The organism is Actinokineospora inagensis DSM 44258, assembly GCF_000482865.1.
Classification (GTDB): Bacteria; Actinomycetota; Actinomycetes; order Mycobacteriales; family Pseudonocardiaceae; genus Actinokineospora; species Actinokineospora inagensis.
Genome location: NZ_KI519518.1, coordinates 129,588 through 145,952, shown reverse-complemented (window position 1 = coordinate 145,952; position 16,365 = coordinate 129,588). Strand labels below are relative to the sequence as shown.

Below are 16,365 nucleotides of genomic sequence, written 5' to 3'. Positions count from 1 at the left end.
GTGTATACCGGTGCGGTATCGTCTTCACCATGTCGATTGGGCACGCCCTGCTGGGGCTGCTGGAAACCGGTCCCCGGCACGGCTACGACCTCAAGCGGGTCTACGACGAGCGGTTCGGGCAGGACCGGCCGCTCGCGTACGGCCAGGTGTACTCGACGCTGTCCCGCCTGTTGCGCAACGGTCTGGTGGAGGAGAGCGGGTTCGAGGTCGGCGGCGGGCCCGAACGCAAGCGGTACGCGATCACCGACGCCGGGGTCACCGACGTGTCGGCCTGGCTGATCACCCCGGAGAACCCGCAGATGTACCTGCAGAGCGCCCTCTACACGAAGGTCGTCCTCGCCCTGATGTCCGGCCGCGACGCCGAGGAGGTGCTCGACGCCCAGCGCGCGGCCCACCTGCGGTCGATGCGCGAGCTGACCAGCCGCAAGCAGGGTGGCGACCTCGCCGACCAACTCATCTGCGACCACGCGCTGTTCCACCTCGAGGCGGACCTGCGGTGGCTGGAGCTGACCGCGGCCCGGCTGGCCGACCTCGCCAGGCAGGTCACCGGATGAGCGCCACCGCGCTGGACGGGGACCAGCCGACCACCTCGGACACCTTGCTCAGCGCCATGGACCTGCGGAAGTCGTTCGGCCACACGACTGCGCTCGACAGAGCCGGGATCACCGTGGCCCGTGGCGAGATCGTCGCCATCATGGGTCCCTCCGGCTCGGGGAAGTCGACGCTGCTGCACTGCCTCGCCGGACTCGTGACCCCGGACTCGGGCACGGTGCTGTTCGAGGGCCAGGACCTCGCCGACTTGTCCGACCGGGCGCGCAGCGCGCTGCGACGGGGCGAGTTCGGCTTCATCTTCCAGTTCGGACAGTTGGTTCCCGAGCTCTCCTGCGTGGAGAACGTCGCACTGCCACTGCGGTTGGCGGGGACGCGCCGACGGGTCGCCGAGGCGCGGGCGCGGGAATGGTTGGCCCGCTTGGAAGTCGAGCAGATCGCGGACAAGCGGCCGGGCGACGTGTCCGGCGGTCAAGGCCAACGGGTGGCGGTGGCCCGTGCGCTGGTGACAGCGCCCAAGGTGGTCTTCGCCGACGAACCCACCGGCGCCTTGGACTCGTTCAGCGGCGAACAGGTGATGCGCCTGCTCGTCGACACGGCCAAGCAGACCGGGGCGTCGCTGGTGCTGGTGACCCACGAGGCCAGGGTCGCCGCCTACTCGGACCGCGAGGTGGTGGTCCGAGACGGTCGGACGCGCCAACGGGCCGAGGTCTCCTAGCTGCTCGATCCGGAACGGAGACGTGGTCAACGTTCCGGATCGAGCCATCAAAGCACCCGGCGAACGCCGGAACAGCCACCCGGACGGACATGGCGATCGGCAGGGCACGTGAAGGGTTGATGAGGGGGTGAGCGGGTGAGGCGAGCGGGGTCGTTGTGGGACTGGCTCAACGACATGGGGATTGGGGTGCGGCTGGCCGTGGGGGGTGGCCGGACCTCGTTGGTGCGGTTTGTGCTCAGCGCGCTCGGGGTTGGGTTGGCGGTGGCCGTGCTGTTGTTGGCGGCATCGGTCGGTCCGATCGTGGAGGCGCGATCGGGGCGGGATCTCACCGGCGTTGGCGATACGCGACCCATCGCCGGGGTTGCTCCGACGATCTTCTATACCAACCGGTCGGAGTTTCGCGAACGTCAGCTCGACCTGCTCTACCTGCGCGGCACCGCGGCGGATTCGCCCGCGCCCAAGGGGATTCCGGGGGTGCCCGGACCCGGTGAGATGTACGTGTCGGCCGAGATGGCGGACCTGCTGACCGACCCGCTGCTGCGGGCGAGGTTCCCGGAACGGGTCGTCGGGACGATCGCCCCCGAAACCGTGCGGGACCCGCACGACGCGGTCGCCTACCTCGGGTCGGGCGACCTCGACCGGGCCGCCACGCCGGAGGTGGGGTTGGCCTACCGGTTCGGGCTCGACCCGGTGCCGTACTCCGGGCTGCGGCCCAACCTGTTGCTGTTGTTGCTGCTGGGCATCATCGCGGTACTCATCCCGGTTTTCATCTTTCTCGTGTCGGCCACCCGGATCGCGGGTGCCGAACGGGACCGGCGGCTCTCGGCGTTGCGGCTGGTCGGCGCGGACAGCAGGCAGGTCCGTCGGATCGCGGCGGCCGAGTCCCTGGTGGGCGCGGTGTTCGGGGTGCTGGTCGGGATCGGGGTGTTCCTGGTCGGCAGGCAGGTGGCGGGCGGCGTGACCCTCTACGGGGCGAGCGTCTACACCGCCGACATCGTGCCGGTGTGGTGGCTGGCCGGGTTGGTGGTGCTGTCCGCGCCGGTGCTGGCCGTGTTCGCCGCCCAGTTCGCGCTGCGCCGCACCATCATCGAACCGCTCGGCATGGTCCGCCGCGGCACGCCGACCGGCAGGCGGCTGGCTTGGCGGCTGGTCGCCGTGCTCGCGGGCATCGGTGTGCTGGCCTGGCTCGGCCGGTCCAAGCAGTACACGACGGTCTCCGCGGGGCAGGCGGTCGCGGTCGCCATCGCGGTGTGCCTGGTCTTGATCGGCGTGCCCGTCCTGCTCCCCTGGGTGGTCGAGCGCGTGGTGCGCCGCCTGCGCGGCGGGTCCGCGTCCTGGCAGTTGGCGGTCCGCAGGCTGCAACTGGACAGCGGGACCTCGGCCAGGGTCGTGAGCGGGGTCGCCGTCGTCCTCGCGGGCGCGATCGCCCTGCAGACCGCCCTGCTGTCCCAGGCGAGTTCGTACTCGCTGCCCCGGACCGGCTACGACTCGACCCCGCCCGCCAGTTGGCACAACACCGCGGAGGTCTACGTGGCCCAGCAGGGCGCGGCCGGGATCGACCGGCTGCTCGCGGGTGCCCCAGCGGTCCAGTTCTGGAGCCGCATCCGGTATGTCGACTTGCGGTCGAGCTCCGGCGACGGCCTCACCGCCTTGGTGACCGACTGCGCCATGGCCGAACGCATGAGCGCGGTGGACTCCTGCGTCGACGGCCGGATGTACGCGAACCCGGATGTGCCCCTCAGCGGCTTCTCGCCCGGGGCGTCGGTCTCCGCCGTCCTCTACGACGTGCGCGGCGGCTACGGTCCTGGCTCCGGCACTCCCGAGTCGCGGTCCTGGACCCTCGCGCGCCCCATCGAGCGCGGCATGAACCCACTCAACGCGGGCGCCGTGCTCCTGATCACTCCCGGGGCGCTGCCTGCCCTCCCACCCGCGTCGCTGAACCAGTACGGGGTGCTGCTGGACCCGGCGGACCCCGACTCGATCGACCGGTTGCGCGTCGCGCTCGGCCCGCTGACCTGGCGGGCTTTCGTGCCCACCTACAGCCTCTGGAAGCCGGTGACCACCGAGGACGAGAACCAGCGGACGTTCCTGACCATCCGGCGCGGACTGCTGGTCGGCGCGCTGCTGACGTTGATGCTGGCCGGGATCAGCCTGCTGGTGCTGGCCGTGGAGCACATTCGGGAGCGCAGGCGACCGCTGGCCGTGCTCGCCGCCTCCGGGGTGCCGACCGGGGTGATCGCCCGCTCGCTGCTGTGGCAGATCGTCGTGCCGATCGTGCTGGGGGTCGCCGTCGCGGTGGCACTCGGGGGGATCTTGGCCGTGCTGGTGGTGCGGCTGATGCGGGTGGACCTGGTGGTCGACTGGCTCGGCGCGGCGGCGATGACGGGCGCGGCGGGCGGGTTGGTGGTGCTGGTCTCCCTGCTGACCCTGCCGTTCCTGCGCAGCGCGACCCGGTTGGAATCGCTGCGCACCGAATAGCCGGAGCCAGGGGCCGACTGGGGGTCGGCCCCTGGCCCAGCCGAGCAGGATCAGTCCACAGTGGATGATGGTGAACACGGTGTGCCTCCGGGGTTCCTCGCTGACCGGCACACGATGGCAGAAATCGCAAGACCCGGTGAAAAGTTGTCCACAGGGTCGTCGAACCGGCAGTGGCAGGCACCGGATTCGCCGACTACCCCTCGGTCAGCCGGAACAGCCGGAGCGCGAGCTGGATCTCCAGCGCCCGTTCGGGGGCCTGCCAGTCGGCGCCGAGCAGTGAGCCGATCCGTTCCAGCCGCTGCACGACCGTGTTCACGTGCACGTGCAGGAGATCTTTGGCTCGGGTGAGGTTGGCGCCGGAGGTGAAGTACGCGTCCAGGGTGTGCAGCAGTTCGGTGCCGCGGCGGTCGTCGTAGTCCAGTACCGGACCCAGGTTGTTGTGCACGTAGCTTTCCAGGTCGGCGTTACCGAGGAGCAGGCCGACAAAGCCTAGATCGGACATGGCACCACCGTGTCCGGACCGACCTAGCGCCAAGAGGGATCGGACACACAGCACTGCCTCAGCGTGTGCGGCGACAAGAGCATCCATGCCCGTGGCGGGACCTGCGGCACCTACGGTCACTGGTGAGTCCACAGTGGAAGACAGCGACATCGCGATCCGCGCGGCCAATGCACTCGGGTCATTGGTGCGCGTAAGAAGCACTACTTGCTCTGCGTGTACACCGATTAGTACGGCGAACTGGCTCGCGGCGGCGAGGAGTCGCCTACGAGACACCTGGTTGGCAGCTATCACGAGCACCGCATAGGGCGCGGCGAGGTCTACACCCAGCCTCTGTCCGCGTGCCAGCAACGCGGCGGGGTTACGACCTGGCGCGGTAAGCAGATCCGACAGGAGTTCGCCGCGGACCTCATCCTCGGCCTGCACCACCGACCGTCGGAGCATCAAGAGGAGCGCGGTGACGACGCCCGCGCGCTCGAACAGCCTCCGGTCGGCGTCGGCGAGTTCGGGCTGACCGGTCAGCATGAGGCTACCGAGAACTTCCTGCCCCGCCTGCACCGCGCATACCCACCCGTCCGGAGTGGACACGGCGCGGCCGGTCACCCTGGCCGTCGCGACGGACTTGCCATCGAGGTAGACCTGCTGGTTGCCGACTCGGGCCAGTTCCGTGCCCGACTCGTCGAACACCACGATCCCGCCGTGCAGCACCTCGGCGACGGCGGCCGCGACCTCCGGCAGGTCGCCCCCGCGCAAGACCAGGTCGGTCAGCTTGTCGTGTGCCTCCTCGGCGCGGCGCATGGCCTCGTTGTGCGCCTTGATGGTGGCGTTGGCGGCGTTGAGGTCGGCGAGCGTCAGCCGGGTCTCGTCGAGCAGACGCGCGTTGTCGATGGCGATGGCGGCGTGGTCGGCCAGCGAAGACAGCAACGCCACCTCGCTTGGCGAGAAGTCCCGAGGCGACCGGTCCGCCGCGAACAGGACCCCGATCACCTTGCCGCCCACGGTAAGAGGCACGCCAAGGATCGCCGTGATGCCCTCTTCTTTCACCGACGAGTCGATCGGTGTGGTGTGCCGGAAACGGGAATCGGCGAAGTAGTCCCGAGTCGCGTAAGGGCGCGCGGTCTGCGCTACCAACCCGCCCAGACCCTCGCCCATCCCCAAGGTGACCTGCTGGAACAAGGCCGACGCGGACCCTTCCGTCACGCGCATGTAGGTCTTGCCCGCGTGCTCGTCGTTGAGCGTCAGGTACGAGACGTTCACGCGCAGCAGCATCCGCGAACGCCGCACGATCGATCGCAGTACTTCGTCGGTATCGCGCAACCGGGCCAGATCGCTTGCCGTGTCGAACAAGGCGGTTAGCTCCGCCTCGCGGCGGCGATGGTCTACCAGCGTCTGCCTTACCCGTACCGCGTCCTCGGTGGCTGTATCCACCACCACCAGCTCGTCCGGGGGAAGACCGGCGGCGCGCGCCGTTACCGCTACCTGCGTCAGCCGCTCACCGCTCGACCCCGTGACCAGGAGACCAAGCAATTCACGAACAGCGTCGTGCGCTTTCACGGGGGTCATGGTCGCACCAATCCCCGGGCACCGCGTGGGGGCCGCCCGAATCGCCGGACGGCCCCACCGGCGCGGTCAGCCCGCTGTAACCGCCGTCGCCGAGGCCGTGGCCACCGGTTCGGTCAACGACCGGCCGCGGGTTTCCCGCGAAAGGAGGACGGCGACCACGGTGATCGCACACATCCCGAGCAGGTAGAACGAGACCGGCAGCGTGCTGTGGTAGGCCTGGAACAGCGCTGTCGCGATCAACGGTGCCACCGCGCCCGCCGCGATGGACGACAACTGGCCGCCGACCGAAAGACCTGTGTAGCGGACACGCGTGGGGAACTGCTCGGAGAAGAACGCCGCCTGCGGCCCGTACATGGCGCCGTGCAGCACCAGCCCCACCGTGGCCGCGATGACGATTACTGCGGGCGAGCGCGAGTCCAGCATCGTGAAGAACACGAACGCCCACGCCGCCATCGACACCGCGCCGAACAGGTAGACCGGGCGTCGACCGATCAAGTCCGACAACGCGCCCCACAACGGGATGGCGACAAAGTGCACCGCCGACCCGATCAGCACCGCGTTCAGACCGACTGTTCGCGCCATCCCCAGCCCGGTGGTGACGTAGACGAGGATGAACGCGGTGATGACGTAGTAAGACACGTTCTCAGCCATGCGGGCGCCGATCGTCAACAGCACTTGGCGCCAACCGTTGCGGAAGACCTCCACCACGGGCACGTGCGGTTCAGCGGCCTTCGCCTGTGCCTCTAGGAACACCGGGGACTCGGTCACGGACAGGCGTACCCAGAGGCCAACCATCACGAGCACGCCGGACAACAGGAACGGCACACGCCAGCCCCATGACAGGAACGTCGCATCGGACTGCGTGGCGGCAAGAAGCGTCAGTACCCCTGTCGCCAACAGGTTGCCGCCGGGGGCACCGCACTGCGGCCACGACGCCCAGAACCCGCGCCGCTCAGGGGAACCGTGCTCGGACACGATGAGCACGGCCCCACCCCACTCGCCGCCCAACGCGAACCCCTGGACCAGGCGGAGGGCGGTTAGCAGCAACGGTGCACCGACGCCGATGGCGGTATAGGTCGGTAACAACCCCATCGCGAAGGTTGCCCCGCCCATGAGTAACAGGCTCAGGACCAGTAAGCGCTTACGACCCACCCTGTCGCCGAAATGTCCGAACACCAGACCGCCGATAGGCCGGGCGACAAACCCCACTGCATAGGTCAAGAAGGCCAGCAACGTCCCCGTGAGGGGGTCGGCTGTCGGGAAGAACAACTTGTTGAAGACAAGAGCCGCAGCGGACGTATAGAGGAAGAAGTCATACCACTCGATCGTGGTGCCGATGAGGCTCGCACCGACGACGCGCACGAACTTGGACATCGCTGTCAGCTCCAATCAGTTGGCTGTCCAGCCGCCGTCGACCGGGATGGAGATCCCGGTGACGTTGGCCGCGTGGGGGCCGCACAACCACCGCACGATGGCGGCGACCTCGTCCGCCTCGACCAGTCGCTTGATCGGCGACCGGTCCAGCAGCACCTGGTCGACCACCTCGGTCTCGGCCACCCCGTGCGCCAGCGACTGGGCCTCGATCTGCGCCTGGACCAGCGGCGTGCGGACATAACCGGGGCTGACGCAGTTGCTGGTCACGCCGTGTGGCGCCCCTTCGACGGCGGCGACCTTCGACAAACCCTCAAGCGCGTGTTTGGCGGTCACGTAGGCGGCCTTGAACGCGCTCGCCCGCAGCCCGTGCACGCTGGAGATGTTCACGATCCGACCCCAGCCACCCGCGTACATGTGCGGCAGGCAGCGCCGGACCAGCAGGAACGGCGCGGTCACCATCACCCGCTGGATGAGTTCGAACCGGTCCGGGGGGAACTCGTGCAACGGCGCGACGTGCTGCAGGCCCGCGTTGTTGACCAGGACGTCGACCTCGGCCGGGAGGGTGTTCACCGCTGCCGGGTCGGCGAGGTCGACCACGTGCGCGATCCCGCCGACCTCGGCCGCGACCTGCTCGGCGGCGGGGCCCGCCAGGTCGGCCACGTGCACCTCCGCCCCGGCCGCGGCCAAGGCCAGCACGCACGCGCGTCCGATCCCGCTCGCCCCGCCGGTCACCAGCGCGGTCCGCCCGCGCAGGTCGCCTTTGTGATCCGTGCCACTCGTCATGCCTGATGACGTTAGGTACACGCAGGGCCACCGACCATGTGCGTAGCTCCTACAACCTGACCTCGATAGGTGTTGATCACCGACACGCCGACAGGAGCTGGATGATCTGCGTACTCTGGTTGGTGTGATTTGTCCGAAGTGTCAGAATGTGATGCGCACCGTCGACCGGCTCGGCGTGCACATCGACCAGTGCGAGGGCTGCCGGGGCATCTTCCTCGACCGCGGCGAGCTGGAGCAGATCGCTGCCGCCGAGCAGCGCCACTACCAGACGCCACCGCAGTACCAAGCGCCCTCGCCGTACCAGGCCCCGCCGCCCGGGTACCCGCCGCAGCCGCAGTACCCGTCCCCCGCCGCGCACGGGTATGGCAACCGCGACTCGCCGCCCGGGTACCGCGATTCGCCCCCCGGCTACCGGGACTCACCTCCCGGATACGGCCACCAAGGCCACTACGGCCATCAAGGGGCCAAGAAGCGGCGGAAGGGCTTCTTTGAAGAACTCTTCGACTGACCGTTGAACCCGATGATCTGCGCGGCCTGCGGCGAGTGGGCCGACGAACCCCGCGCCGACGGTGATCTACTGGTCTGCGAGTTCTGTGGACAGCGGGAGCCGTTCGCGCGGCTCCCGCTGTTCGCCCTTACCGGTCCGAGCGGCACCGGTAAGTCGACCGTGGGCAGGCGGCTGGGCGCGCTGCTCGGCGACCGCGCGGTGGTGCTCGAGCAGGACGTCCTGTGGGTCGGCGCGCTGCGCGACCCTGAGGACGACTTCGGCGCGTTCCGGCAGACCTGGTTGCGAATGGCGGCCATGGTCAACCAGAACGGCCGCCCGGTGGTGTTGTGCGGAACGGTCGCGCCGCCGCAGTTTGAACTACGGCCCGAACGCGTTCTCTTCTCCAACATCCACTACCTGGCCCTGGTCGCCGACGATGACGTGCTCGCGCAACGCCTCCGTGACCGTCCTGCCTGGCGCGGTTGGGACGACGAGCAACGGATCGCCGACATGGTCACCTTCAACAGGTGGGTGAAAACAGCCGCGACCGATCCACCCATGCAGTTGCTGGACACCACAACGGCGCCGGTAGAGGAAACGACGAAGGCTGTCGCCAATTGGGTTCTTAGCCTGCTCAAGCACCAGTAGTGCCGTCGATGGCTTCGCGTAGGAAGTCCGCGTGGCCGTTGTGCCTGGCGTACTCGGACACGACATGCTGGAGAACGACCCGCAGCGACACGTCCGACTCCCAGCGCGGGGAATAACCGATCACGTCGAGCGACACCGCAGCCTGCTCGATCTCGCGTGCGCGTGCCACCTCCCGTCGCCACGCCGTGAACGCCTCGGCGACGGACGCGCCCTCGACGGTGAACGCCTCTTGGAAGTCACCGTGGTCGGACCACACGAGCGGTAAGTCCTCACCGTTGATGACCCGTTGAAACCAGGTGCGCTCGACCTCGGCCATGTGCCGGACGAGGCCGAGCAGCGTCAGTGTCGAAGGTGGACACGACCGGCGGCGCAGGTCGTCGTCGGACACCCCCTCGCACTTGAGTTCCAAGGTCGCGCGCTGGAAATCCAACAGCCCGCGCAGCACCTCCCGCTCCGCGCCGACGGTGGGCGGCCCGATCCGTTCTGTCATGCCACCCAGCATTCACCAGGGACCGGGTGCGGCGCTCGGCAATTGTCGCGCCGTCGGAGCTGTGATCGACCACACCGACCTGCGCAAGCACTCTGCTTGCAGGAGTTAGCACCCCGGCGTACCGTCGAAGGAGACCGAGGAGGCACCGGTGGACGACAACGAGGGCAGCGCGATCGACAAGGTCGCCGACCTCGGCCGCGGGATCGGCGAGTACATCAAGCAGCAGCGCAACACCGCCGAGATCTCGCTGCGCCAACTGGCCCGGCTCGCCGGGGTCTCCAACCCCTACCTCAGCCAGATCGAACGCGGCCTGCGCAAGCCGAGCGCCGAGATCCTGCAGCAGATCGCCAAGGGCCTGCGGATCTCCGCCGAGGCGCTGTACGTGCAGGCCGGGATCCTCGACCGCCCGGCCGGGGGTCCGGTGGCCGACGCCGTGCGCGCCGACCGCGACCTGACCGAGCGGCAGAAGCAAGTGCTGTTGGACGTCTACGAGTCCTTCCGCCGTGAGAACGCCGCGCGCGCCGACAGCGCGAACCCTGGGGAAACCCAACCGGAAGTCGAACCGAGGAGTGACGATGACTTCGCCGAAGACCGATGACGCCCGCAAGGCAGGCGGCCAGGCGGTCGCCGCCGTCAACACCGCCCTGGAGCAGGCCCGCACCCCGCTGATGGCCGCCCTCGGCGCGGGTGACCTCGCCGCCAAAGCCGTGCTGGAAGCGGTGACCAAGGCCAAGGCCCGCGCCGAGGCCACCCCCAACGAGTTGCGCGGCAAGTTCGACCCCGCCGAGCTGCGCAAGCTCGTCGAGGAGTACACCTCCGCCGCGTTCCGCCTATACCAGGGCCTGGCCGAGCACGGCGAGGACGCGCTGGGCAAGCTGCGGGCGCAACCGCAGGTCAAGAAGCTGGAAGAGGCCATCGAGGCCGCGCAGACCCGGGCCGGGGTCGCCGTCGGCGACGCGCGCACGCTGGCCGAGGACGTGCTGGCCAAGGTGACCGGCAAGGCGCGCGCCGCGGGCGAGAAGACGGCGGAAACCGCCGAGACGGTGGCCGCCGACGTCGCCGAGGTCGTGCTGGACGCCGGTGACGAGGTCGCGAGCGAGGCCCGCCGGGCCACCAACGCCCGCAAGCCCGCCGCCAAGCCCACCGAGCAGTGAGCCGACCGGGCCCCGGGCGCGACCCCCTGCCGGGTGAGCGCCCGGGGTCTTGTGGTGGACCGGGCCAGAACGCACGTAGGCTGATGCGGTGCCGATAGCCGCGTACTGGATCCTCGAGGTCATCGACTGGGCAGCCGTCCCCGTCGCGGCTTTCGCGTTCATCCACGCGCTGATGCAGCGCCCCGACGCGTACACGGCGGCCGAGCGGCTCACCAAGCCCGCCTGGGTCGGCATCACCGCGGGCGCCACGCTCGCCCTGTTGCTGTTCAAGTTCGCCAGTCCGGGTTACATCATCTGGATGGCCGGGCTCGTCGCGGCGCTGGTGTACATCGTCGACGTGCGACCGAAGTTGATCGAGGTGCAGCGCGGCGGCCAGCGGTGGTGATCACCCGCTCGTACGGCTCGGGTGACCCGCGTACGGCAGTGGTCCCCGGTTTGGGTGCGACGGCTGGTGAGGCCCGCATTCCGGCGTCTGGGTTGCCAGGTACCCGCGTGGTGCTGACGTTGCCTTCGCACGCTGACGCGCCTGACGCCCCCGTGGACTACTGGCGGTACCCGACGATCGCGGCTGACGTCGCCGGTGCGCTTACCGGAGTTCGGCAGGCGATAGGCGTATCACTCGGGGCTGCCGCGCTGTGCAACCTCGTCTCCACCTCGCCGGACTCACTGGACCGGCTTGTGCTGATGCTTCCTGCGGCTCTTACGAACCCGAGACCCCCTGCATCCGCGCAACACGTGCGGGAGATGTCCACCGCGGCGGTAAGTGGTGACAGGGCACGTCTTCGCGCTTTAGTCGCCGCTGATGCACCCAACGGTCTCGATACCTACGTCGATGAACGCACCGACGCCCTACTGCGGCTTGGTCCCGCTCTTAGCGCCGTCGCCGACCAGGTCCCGGTACCGGATTCCGGCGCTCTTACCGCTGTCACCGCCGAAGTCTTGGTAGTCGCCGCCACTGGCGACCTCCTTCACCCGATGGAGACAGCGGAAGAGGCGGCGAACGCGTTCCCCAAGGCCACCTTGGTCAGGTTCGACTCACCCGCGCCCATGGTCACCCACCGTCGCGAACTGCGGGCGCTGCTCACCGACTTCCTCGGCGTAACCTCACGCGGGTGATCTGGACAATCGCCGGAAGCCTCACCGTTCTCCCCGTGGCCGAACACCCCGAACTGCTCGCTGAACCCGTCGCCAAGGCACTCGCCGGTCTCGACACGGACCAGGCCGGGGTGGCCGAGATCGACCCCGACCTCGCCGACACGGCCGCCTTCTGCGAGCACTACGGCTCACCGCTTGCCGCCTCGGCCAACTGCGTGGTGGTACTCGGCAAGCGCGGCAGCGAGGAGCGCATGGCCGCCTGCCTGGTGTTGGCAACCACCCGTGCGGACGTGAACGGAGTCCTCCGCAGGCGTCTGGACGTGCGTAAGGCCTCCTTCGCGCCGATGGACCGGGCCGTCGCGGAGAGCGGCATGGCCTACGGCGGCATCACCCCCATCGGATTGCCGCACGACTGGCCGCTCTTCATAGATGCCGCTGTGGCCGCCGCGCCCGAGCTGGTCATCGGCAGCGGTATCCGCGGCAGCAAGCTGCTCGTAACGGGTGACTTGGTCGCCCGGCTACCCGGCGTTGAAGTAGTCGATGGGCTAGCGCGATAGACCGAACGAGCGGCGTTAACCCCGACGATCGTCGGGATGAGGCCACATTCCCTGTTCCACCACGCTTTCGGTGTGCTTGCATACGGCCCGTGAGCAGGAGAGGGGCAATCACGTGACTACGCAAACCGAGGTCGACGGGACTGTTGTCGAACGAGCGACCATCCGGGTCGGGGTCGTCGACGACGAGCCGATGGCCCGCTCATTCGTGACCAAGATCCTGGGTGCCGCGGCGGACGTCGCCGTCGTCGCCGAAGGTGCTGACGGAGCCGACGCACTGGAACTGGTGCGCACCACCGAACTGGACGTCCTCTTGCTCGACCTGCGCATGCCGCGGATGGACGGCCTGGACACCCTGCGCGAACTGCGCAGACAACCGAGAGTGCCCGCCGTCGTGGTGCTCACCACGTTCCACGCCGACCAGGCCGTCGCCACCGCGCTGCGCCTGGGTGCGAAGGGGTTTCTGCTCAAGCACATCGAGCCCGCCGAACTCGTGCGCGCCGTGCGGGTCGCCGCCAACGGTGGTGCCGTGCTCGACCCCACGCTGACCAACGACCTGATGGGCCACCTGGCCACCCACCACCTCGACCGGATCGGCGCTGCCGCCGAGGTCGCCCGGCTGTCCGCACGGTTGCGCGACGTGCTCCGGCTGGTCGGCATGGGTCGCAGCAACGGCGAGATCGCCGAGGAACTGCGGCTGTCCGACTCCACCGTGCGCGGCTACGTCTCCGAGATCCTGGCCGCCACCGGCTGCGCCAACCGCGTCACCGCCGCCGTCCTCGCCCAACGCGCTGGACTGCTCGACTAACCACATGTCCGACTGACCTGCGCTCTTACGTCCGCGTTGAGCGACAGGTCGGTCGCGGCTGGGCTACCGCGCCACCGTGTACGACTGCAGGAACGCCACGGCTTCGTCGGCGTCGTCGGTGACCAGGATCCACTTCTCGGCCGGGCGACCCTTGGCCAGATTGCTCACTAGAGGTGCGGCGGGGACATCTTCGGTCCAGAACCTCTTACCCAAGAAAATCATGGGTGCGGCAGGGCCAACGGAGCCGTAGTGGTTCTGTGTGTAATCCTGGAACACCTCTTGGACCGTGCCCGCGCTACCGGGCGTATAGATGATGCCGCCCGTGGCCACCGTGAGCAGGCCCTCTTCGCGCACCGAGTTCTCGAAGTACTTGGCGTGCAACTCGCAGAACGGATTAGGTGGTTCATGCCCGTAAAACCAGGTCGGGATTCCGATGGTTTTAGGGTTTTCGTTCACCGGTAGGTCTACCGACAAACCAGCGGCCAACCAGCGCCCGATCTCGGCGGGGTCAACGGCTCGACCACTGCCGAACTTGGGCGCGGTCGACAGTGCGGCAAGTGCATCGTCCACACCAGACTTATCGGCGAGGCGCGCGCCGAGCGGGATGGCCTCCATCGCACCGGGGCCGCCGCCGGTAAGAACCGTGAAACCAGCTTTTCCCAAGCGAACACCTAGCTCTACCGCGTCTCGGTAGCCCTCGGAGTCGCGGGTAAGAGCGTGGCCGCCCATGACGGCCACCGGCATGTCGGTAAGAGCCTCGTTGAGCGCTTCGCTGATGCCGTGGTCGTGCAGACGTGCTGCCAACGCGTGCAAGGGGTCCGGCGGGTACTGCAACTCTTGGGTGTGCCGATAGATCCGCGCGTCGGGCGTATCCGCGTACGACTCCGGGTGCGCCGGATCAAATCCAGCGAACAACTCCGCGGGCGTATAGAGGCGCGACCGGTACACCTCGTACGGCACGCCCGGGACCGCGGGGAACAACAGGGCGCCCGCGGCGTTCGCGCGCCGCTGGGTCTTCGGGCGGACCGCGCAGCCCAGGAACAAGGCGCCGTCCAGCGACGTCCGCAACAGCGCGTCAACGTCCGAGTCCATCAGGTCCAACCCGATCAGGACAGCACGACGCAGGTCCAAGCCGTTCGCACGATGCTCGCGCAGGCCTGGCAAATCGGTGATCTCGATCCGCACCCCGGTAGCCTACGGAAGGCCCGGTTGCCTACGTACGGAGAATGATGAACCAGGTGCAGGCGCTCGCCGAGCGCACGATCGCCGCCCCCGTCGACCGCGTCCGCGCAGCCGTCGCCGACTACCGCGGGGCGCGTGCCCGGATCCTCACCGGGCACTACAGCGACTACGAAGTCCGTGAAGGCGGCACCGGTGGCGGGACCGTGGTGCACTGGCGGCTGCAGGCCACCAGCAAGCGCGTCCGGGACTGCCTGTTCGACGTCACCGAGCCCAAGCCGGGCACGCTGGTCGAAGCGGACCGCAACTCCACGTTGGTCACCACCTGGACGGTTGACGGGAACGGCACCACCTCCACCGTTCGCATTGCCACCACCTGGGAAGGTGCGAACGGCATCGGGGGGTTCTTCGAGCGCCTCTTCGCCCCCGCGGGGCTCAAGCGCATCCACGACGAGCTCTTGGCCAATCTCGCGGGCGAGGTCAAGGTCTAACCCGCCGCTTGGATGAACGGCGCGTAAAGAGTCCGGACAGGACGTTGAATCAGTCCACACCGAACACTGTCTGGGCCGCGGCGTGCCGCACGACGCGGGCACCCGGCCCGCGCCGCGCGTACCCGGTGGCCACCAGCACCATGCTGGTGGCCACCGGGTTACCGGGCTAGGTTGACGATCCCACAGACCTGCTCGACATCGAGCAGGTACGCCCACTTGGTGTCCTCGTGCGGCCACTCGCGATCAGCGGCCAGGGTGAGGCAAGCGGACAGGTCGGTAGTGGACAGCGGTCTCAGGGTCAGGTTGCGAATATCCCCAGTTGTCACAAGGAGATGGTCCCGCGCGTTTGCGTTGTGCGGCAACCGAATTAGTCGCTCATAGCGCCGATCCGGATGTTCGTCAAACGGCTATCCCCATGCCATCGAGTGAATGACGCCGACCGCCACCCGGCCTAATCTGGAGTCGTCAAGCCAATTCGGTCCCCGAAGGAACCCGTTGTGTACCAACACACTTGCCGCTCACAGAACAACAGTCTTGTTGCCGTGCACCAAGATCCGGCCCTCCAAGTGCGCCCGCAACCCCCGCGCCAGCACCACCTTCTCGATGTCCCGGCCCTTGCGCACCATGTCCGCCACCGAGTCCGCGTGCCCGACCCGGATCACGTCCTGCTCGATGATCGGACCCTGGTCCAGCTCCGCCGTCACGTAGTGCGAGGTCGCCCCGATCAGCTTCACCCCGCGCTTGTGCGCCTGGTGGTACGGGCGAGCCCCCACGAACGACGGCAGGAAGCTGTGGTGGATGTTGATCGCCCGCCCCGTCCAGTCCGCGCAGAGCTCGGCGGGCAGCACCTGCATGAACCGGGCCAACACGATCGCGTCCGGGGTGCTCGCGTCCACCAGTTGCCGCAACTGGGCGAACGCCGCCGCCTTCCCCTCCGGATCGGCGGCCGGGAACGCCACGTGGTGGAACGGGATGCCGTGCGCCCGGGTGATCGAGGCCAGGTCGGCGTGGTTGCCCACCACCGCCCGCACGTCCACGTCCAACTCGCCGCTGTGCACCCGGCCCAGCAGGTCGTACAGGCAGTGTCCCTCCTTCGACACGAGGATCACCACCCGGCGGCGCACCCCCATGTCGGTCACGCTCCAGTCCGCCGCCGGGCTCAGCTCCCGCGCCACCCGGCCGAACCGCTCCCGCAGCTCGTCCACCTCGAACGGCAGCGAGTCCGCCCGCACCACCTGCCTGGTGAAGAACCAGTTCGTCTCCGGGTCCGTGTGGTAGGCCGCCTCCACGATCCACCCCCCGGCATCCGCCAGGAACCCGGAGATCCGCGCGACGATGCCCGTGCGGTCCGGACACCCCAACCTGATCACATAACGACGCTCATTCGGCACCGGCCAATCCTCGCAGCCCATGTCCACTTGGCAGCGTTCGCACACCCCCTGACCAGCGGTGCTCGGCTGCTTGGGTAGGCGGTGCGGGTGCCGAGGCGCGGGTC

At 68.6% G+C, this 16,365-nt stretch carries 20 protein-coding genes; 12 read left to right on the top strand and 8 right to left on the bottom strand.

Annotation, left to right across the window (positions count from 1 at the left end; genetic code table 11):
* Positions 1-29: 29 nt before the first annotated feature.
* The 3 genes from H504_RS0130320 to H504_RS0130310 all read left to right on the top strand — a co-directional run bounded on the left by H504_RS0130320 (position 30) and on the right by H504_RS0130310 (position 3,745).
* Positions 30-554, top strand: a complete 525-nt coding sequence (locus tag H504_RS0130320) for a PadR family transcriptional regulator (RefSeq protein WP_026425863.1) — start codon at positions 30-32, stop codon at positions 552-554.
* Positions 551-1,267: an ABC transporter ATP-binding protein gene (locus tag H504_RS0130315; protein ID WP_051386410.1), complete on the top strand. Its 717-nt coding sequence runs from the start codon at positions 551-553 to the stop codon at positions 1,265-1,267. The genes H504_RS0130320 and H504_RS0130315 overlap by 4 nt, the downstream gene beginning before the upstream one ends.
* Positions 1,268-1,402: 135 nt before the next feature.
* Complete coding sequence (locus H504_RS0130310) at positions 1,403-3,745, top strand: FtsX-like permease family protein (protein WP_157440727.1); 2,343 nt, start codon at positions 1,403-1,405, stop codon at positions 3,743-3,745.
* Between the two features lie 193 nt (positions 3,746-3,938).
* Here H504_RS0130310 and H504_RS0130305 read toward each other — a convergent pair whose 3' ends face one another.
* The 3 genes from H504_RS0130305 to H504_RS0130295 all read right to left on the bottom strand — a co-directional run bounded on the left by H504_RS0130305 (position 3,939) and on the right by H504_RS0130295 (position 7,964).
* Positions 3,939-5,807 (bottom strand): helix-turn-helix domain-containing protein, encoded by a 1,869-nt coding sequence (locus H504_RS0130305; protein WP_026425860.1) that lies wholly within the window; start codon positions 5,805-5,807, stop codon positions 3,939-3,941.
* Between the two features lie 66 nt (positions 5,808-5,873).
* The gene (locus H504_RS0130300; RefSeq protein ID WP_035306881.1) at positions 5,874-7,181 is read right to left on the bottom strand and encodes an MFS transporter; all 1,308 of its coding nucleotides are present in this window, start codon (positions 7,179-7,181) and stop codon (positions 5,874-5,876) included.
* 15 nt (positions 7,182-7,196) lie between these two features.
* Positions 7,197-7,964: a 3-hydroxybutyrate dehydrogenase gene (locus tag H504_RS0130295; RefSeq protein WP_026425858.1), complete on the bottom strand. Its 768-nt coding sequence runs from the start codon at positions 7,962-7,964 to the stop codon at positions 7,197-7,199.
* Between the two features lie 106 nt (positions 7,965-8,070).
* Here H504_RS0130295 and H504_RS0130290 point away from each other — a divergent pair, with 106 nt between their 5' ends.
* Positions 8,071-8,472, top strand: coding sequence for a TFIIB-type zinc ribbon-containing protein (locus H504_RS0130290; RefSeq protein WP_425394093.1), 402 nt, complete (start codon positions 8,071-8,073; stop codon positions 8,470-8,472).
* Between the two features lie 12 nt (positions 8,473-8,484).
* Positions 8,485-9,099 carry a P-loop nucleotide/nucleoside kinase family protein gene (locus H504_RS0130285; protein WP_051386409.1) on the top strand — a complete coding sequence of 205 codons (615 nt, stop codon included), beginning with the start codon at positions 8,485-8,487 and terminating at the stop codon, positions 9,097-9,099.
* Here the strand turns inward: H504_RS0130285 and H504_RS0130280 are convergent.
* Positions 9,086-9,589, bottom strand: coding sequence for a DinB family protein (locus H504_RS0130280; RefSeq protein ID WP_035306878.1), 504 nt, complete (start codon positions 9,587-9,589; stop codon positions 9,086-9,088). The genes H504_RS0130285 and H504_RS0130280 overlap by 14 nt on opposite strands.
* Positions 9,590-9,761: 172 nt before the next feature.
* Here H504_RS0130280 and H504_RS0130275 point away from each other — a divergent pair, with 172 nt between their 5' ends.
* The 3 genes from H504_RS0130275 (at position 9,762) to H504_RS0130265 (ending at position 11,128) form a co-directional block, all read left to right on the top strand.
* Positions 9,762-10,187 (top strand): helix-turn-helix domain-containing protein, encoded by a 426-nt coding sequence (locus H504_RS0130275; protein WP_051386418.1) that lies wholly within the window; start codon positions 9,762-9,764, stop codon positions 10,185-10,187.
* Positions 10,165-10,743, top strand: a complete 579-nt coding sequence (locus tag H504_RS37775) for a hypothetical protein (RefSeq protein ID WP_035306875.1) — start codon at positions 10,165-10,167, stop codon at positions 10,741-10,743. Before H504_RS0130275 ends, H504_RS37775 begins: the two co-directional genes overlap by 23 nt.
* Positions 10,744-10,831: 88 nt before the next feature.
* Positions 10,832-11,128 (top strand): DUF2516 family protein, encoded by a 297-nt coding sequence (locus H504_RS0130265; RefSeq protein WP_026425853.1) that lies wholly within the window; start codon positions 10,832-10,834, stop codon positions 11,126-11,128.
* A 464-nt stretch (positions 11,129-11,592) separates the two neighbouring features.
* On the opposite strand, the gene H504_RS43745 is transcribed toward H504_RS0130265, so the two are convergent.
* Positions 11,593-11,715: a hypothetical protein gene (locus H504_RS43745; RefSeq protein WP_281173679.1), complete on the bottom strand. Its 123-nt coding sequence runs from the start codon at positions 11,713-11,715 to the stop codon at positions 11,593-11,595.
* Between the two features lie 3 nt (positions 11,716-11,718).
* On the opposite strand from H504_RS43745, the gene H504_RS43430 reads away from it, so the two are divergent.
* The 3 genes from H504_RS43430 (at position 11,719) to H504_RS0130245 (ending at position 13,200) form a co-directional block, all read left to right on the top strand.
* Positions 11,719-11,859, top strand: coding sequence for a hypothetical protein (locus H504_RS43430; protein WP_245614509.1), 141 nt, complete (start codon positions 11,719-11,721; stop codon positions 11,857-11,859).
* Positions 11,856-12,395 (top strand): YbaK/EbsC family protein, encoded by a 540-nt coding sequence (locus H504_RS0130250; protein ID WP_026425852.1) that lies wholly within the window; start codon positions 11,856-11,858, stop codon positions 12,393-12,395. The genes H504_RS43430 and H504_RS0130250 overlap by 4 nt, the downstream gene beginning before the upstream one ends.
* A 112-nt stretch (positions 12,396-12,507) precedes the next feature.
* A complete protein-coding gene (locus H504_RS0130245) occupies positions 12,508-13,200 on the top strand; it encodes a response regulator (protein WP_245614508.1) in 693 nt (230 codons plus the stop codon).
* Positions 13,201-13,263: 63 nt separating this feature from the next.
* Here the strand turns inward: H504_RS0130245 and H504_RS0130240 are convergent, their stop codons facing one another.
* Positions 13,264-14,385, bottom strand: coding sequence for an LOG family protein (locus H504_RS0130240; RefSeq protein ID WP_026425850.1), 1,122 nt, complete (start codon positions 14,383-14,385; stop codon positions 13,264-13,266).
* Between the two features lie 44 nt (positions 14,386-14,429).
* On the opposite strand from H504_RS0130240, the gene H504_RS0130235 reads away from it, so the two are divergent.
* Positions 14,430-14,870 (top strand): SRPBCC family protein, encoded by a 441-nt coding sequence (locus tag H504_RS0130235; protein ID WP_026425849.1) that lies wholly within the window; start codon positions 14,430-14,432, stop codon positions 14,868-14,870.
* Between the two features lie 158 nt (positions 14,871-15,028).
* Here the strand turns inward: H504_RS0130235 and H504_RS41730 are convergent, their stop codons facing one another.
* Together H504_RS41730 and purU are read right to left on the bottom strand one after the other, a co-directional pair.
* Complete coding sequence (locus H504_RS41730) at positions 15,029-15,196, bottom strand: hypothetical protein (RefSeq protein WP_157440726.1); 168 nt, start codon at positions 15,194-15,196, stop codon at positions 15,029-15,031.
* Positions 15,197-15,388: 192 nt separating this feature from the next.
* Complete coding sequence (purU, locus tag H504_RS0130220) at positions 15,389-16,261, bottom strand: formyltetrahydrofolate deformylase (RefSeq protein WP_425394091.1); 873 nt, start codon at positions 16,259-16,261, stop codon at positions 15,389-15,391.
* Positions 16,262-16,365: the final 104 nt, after the last annotated feature.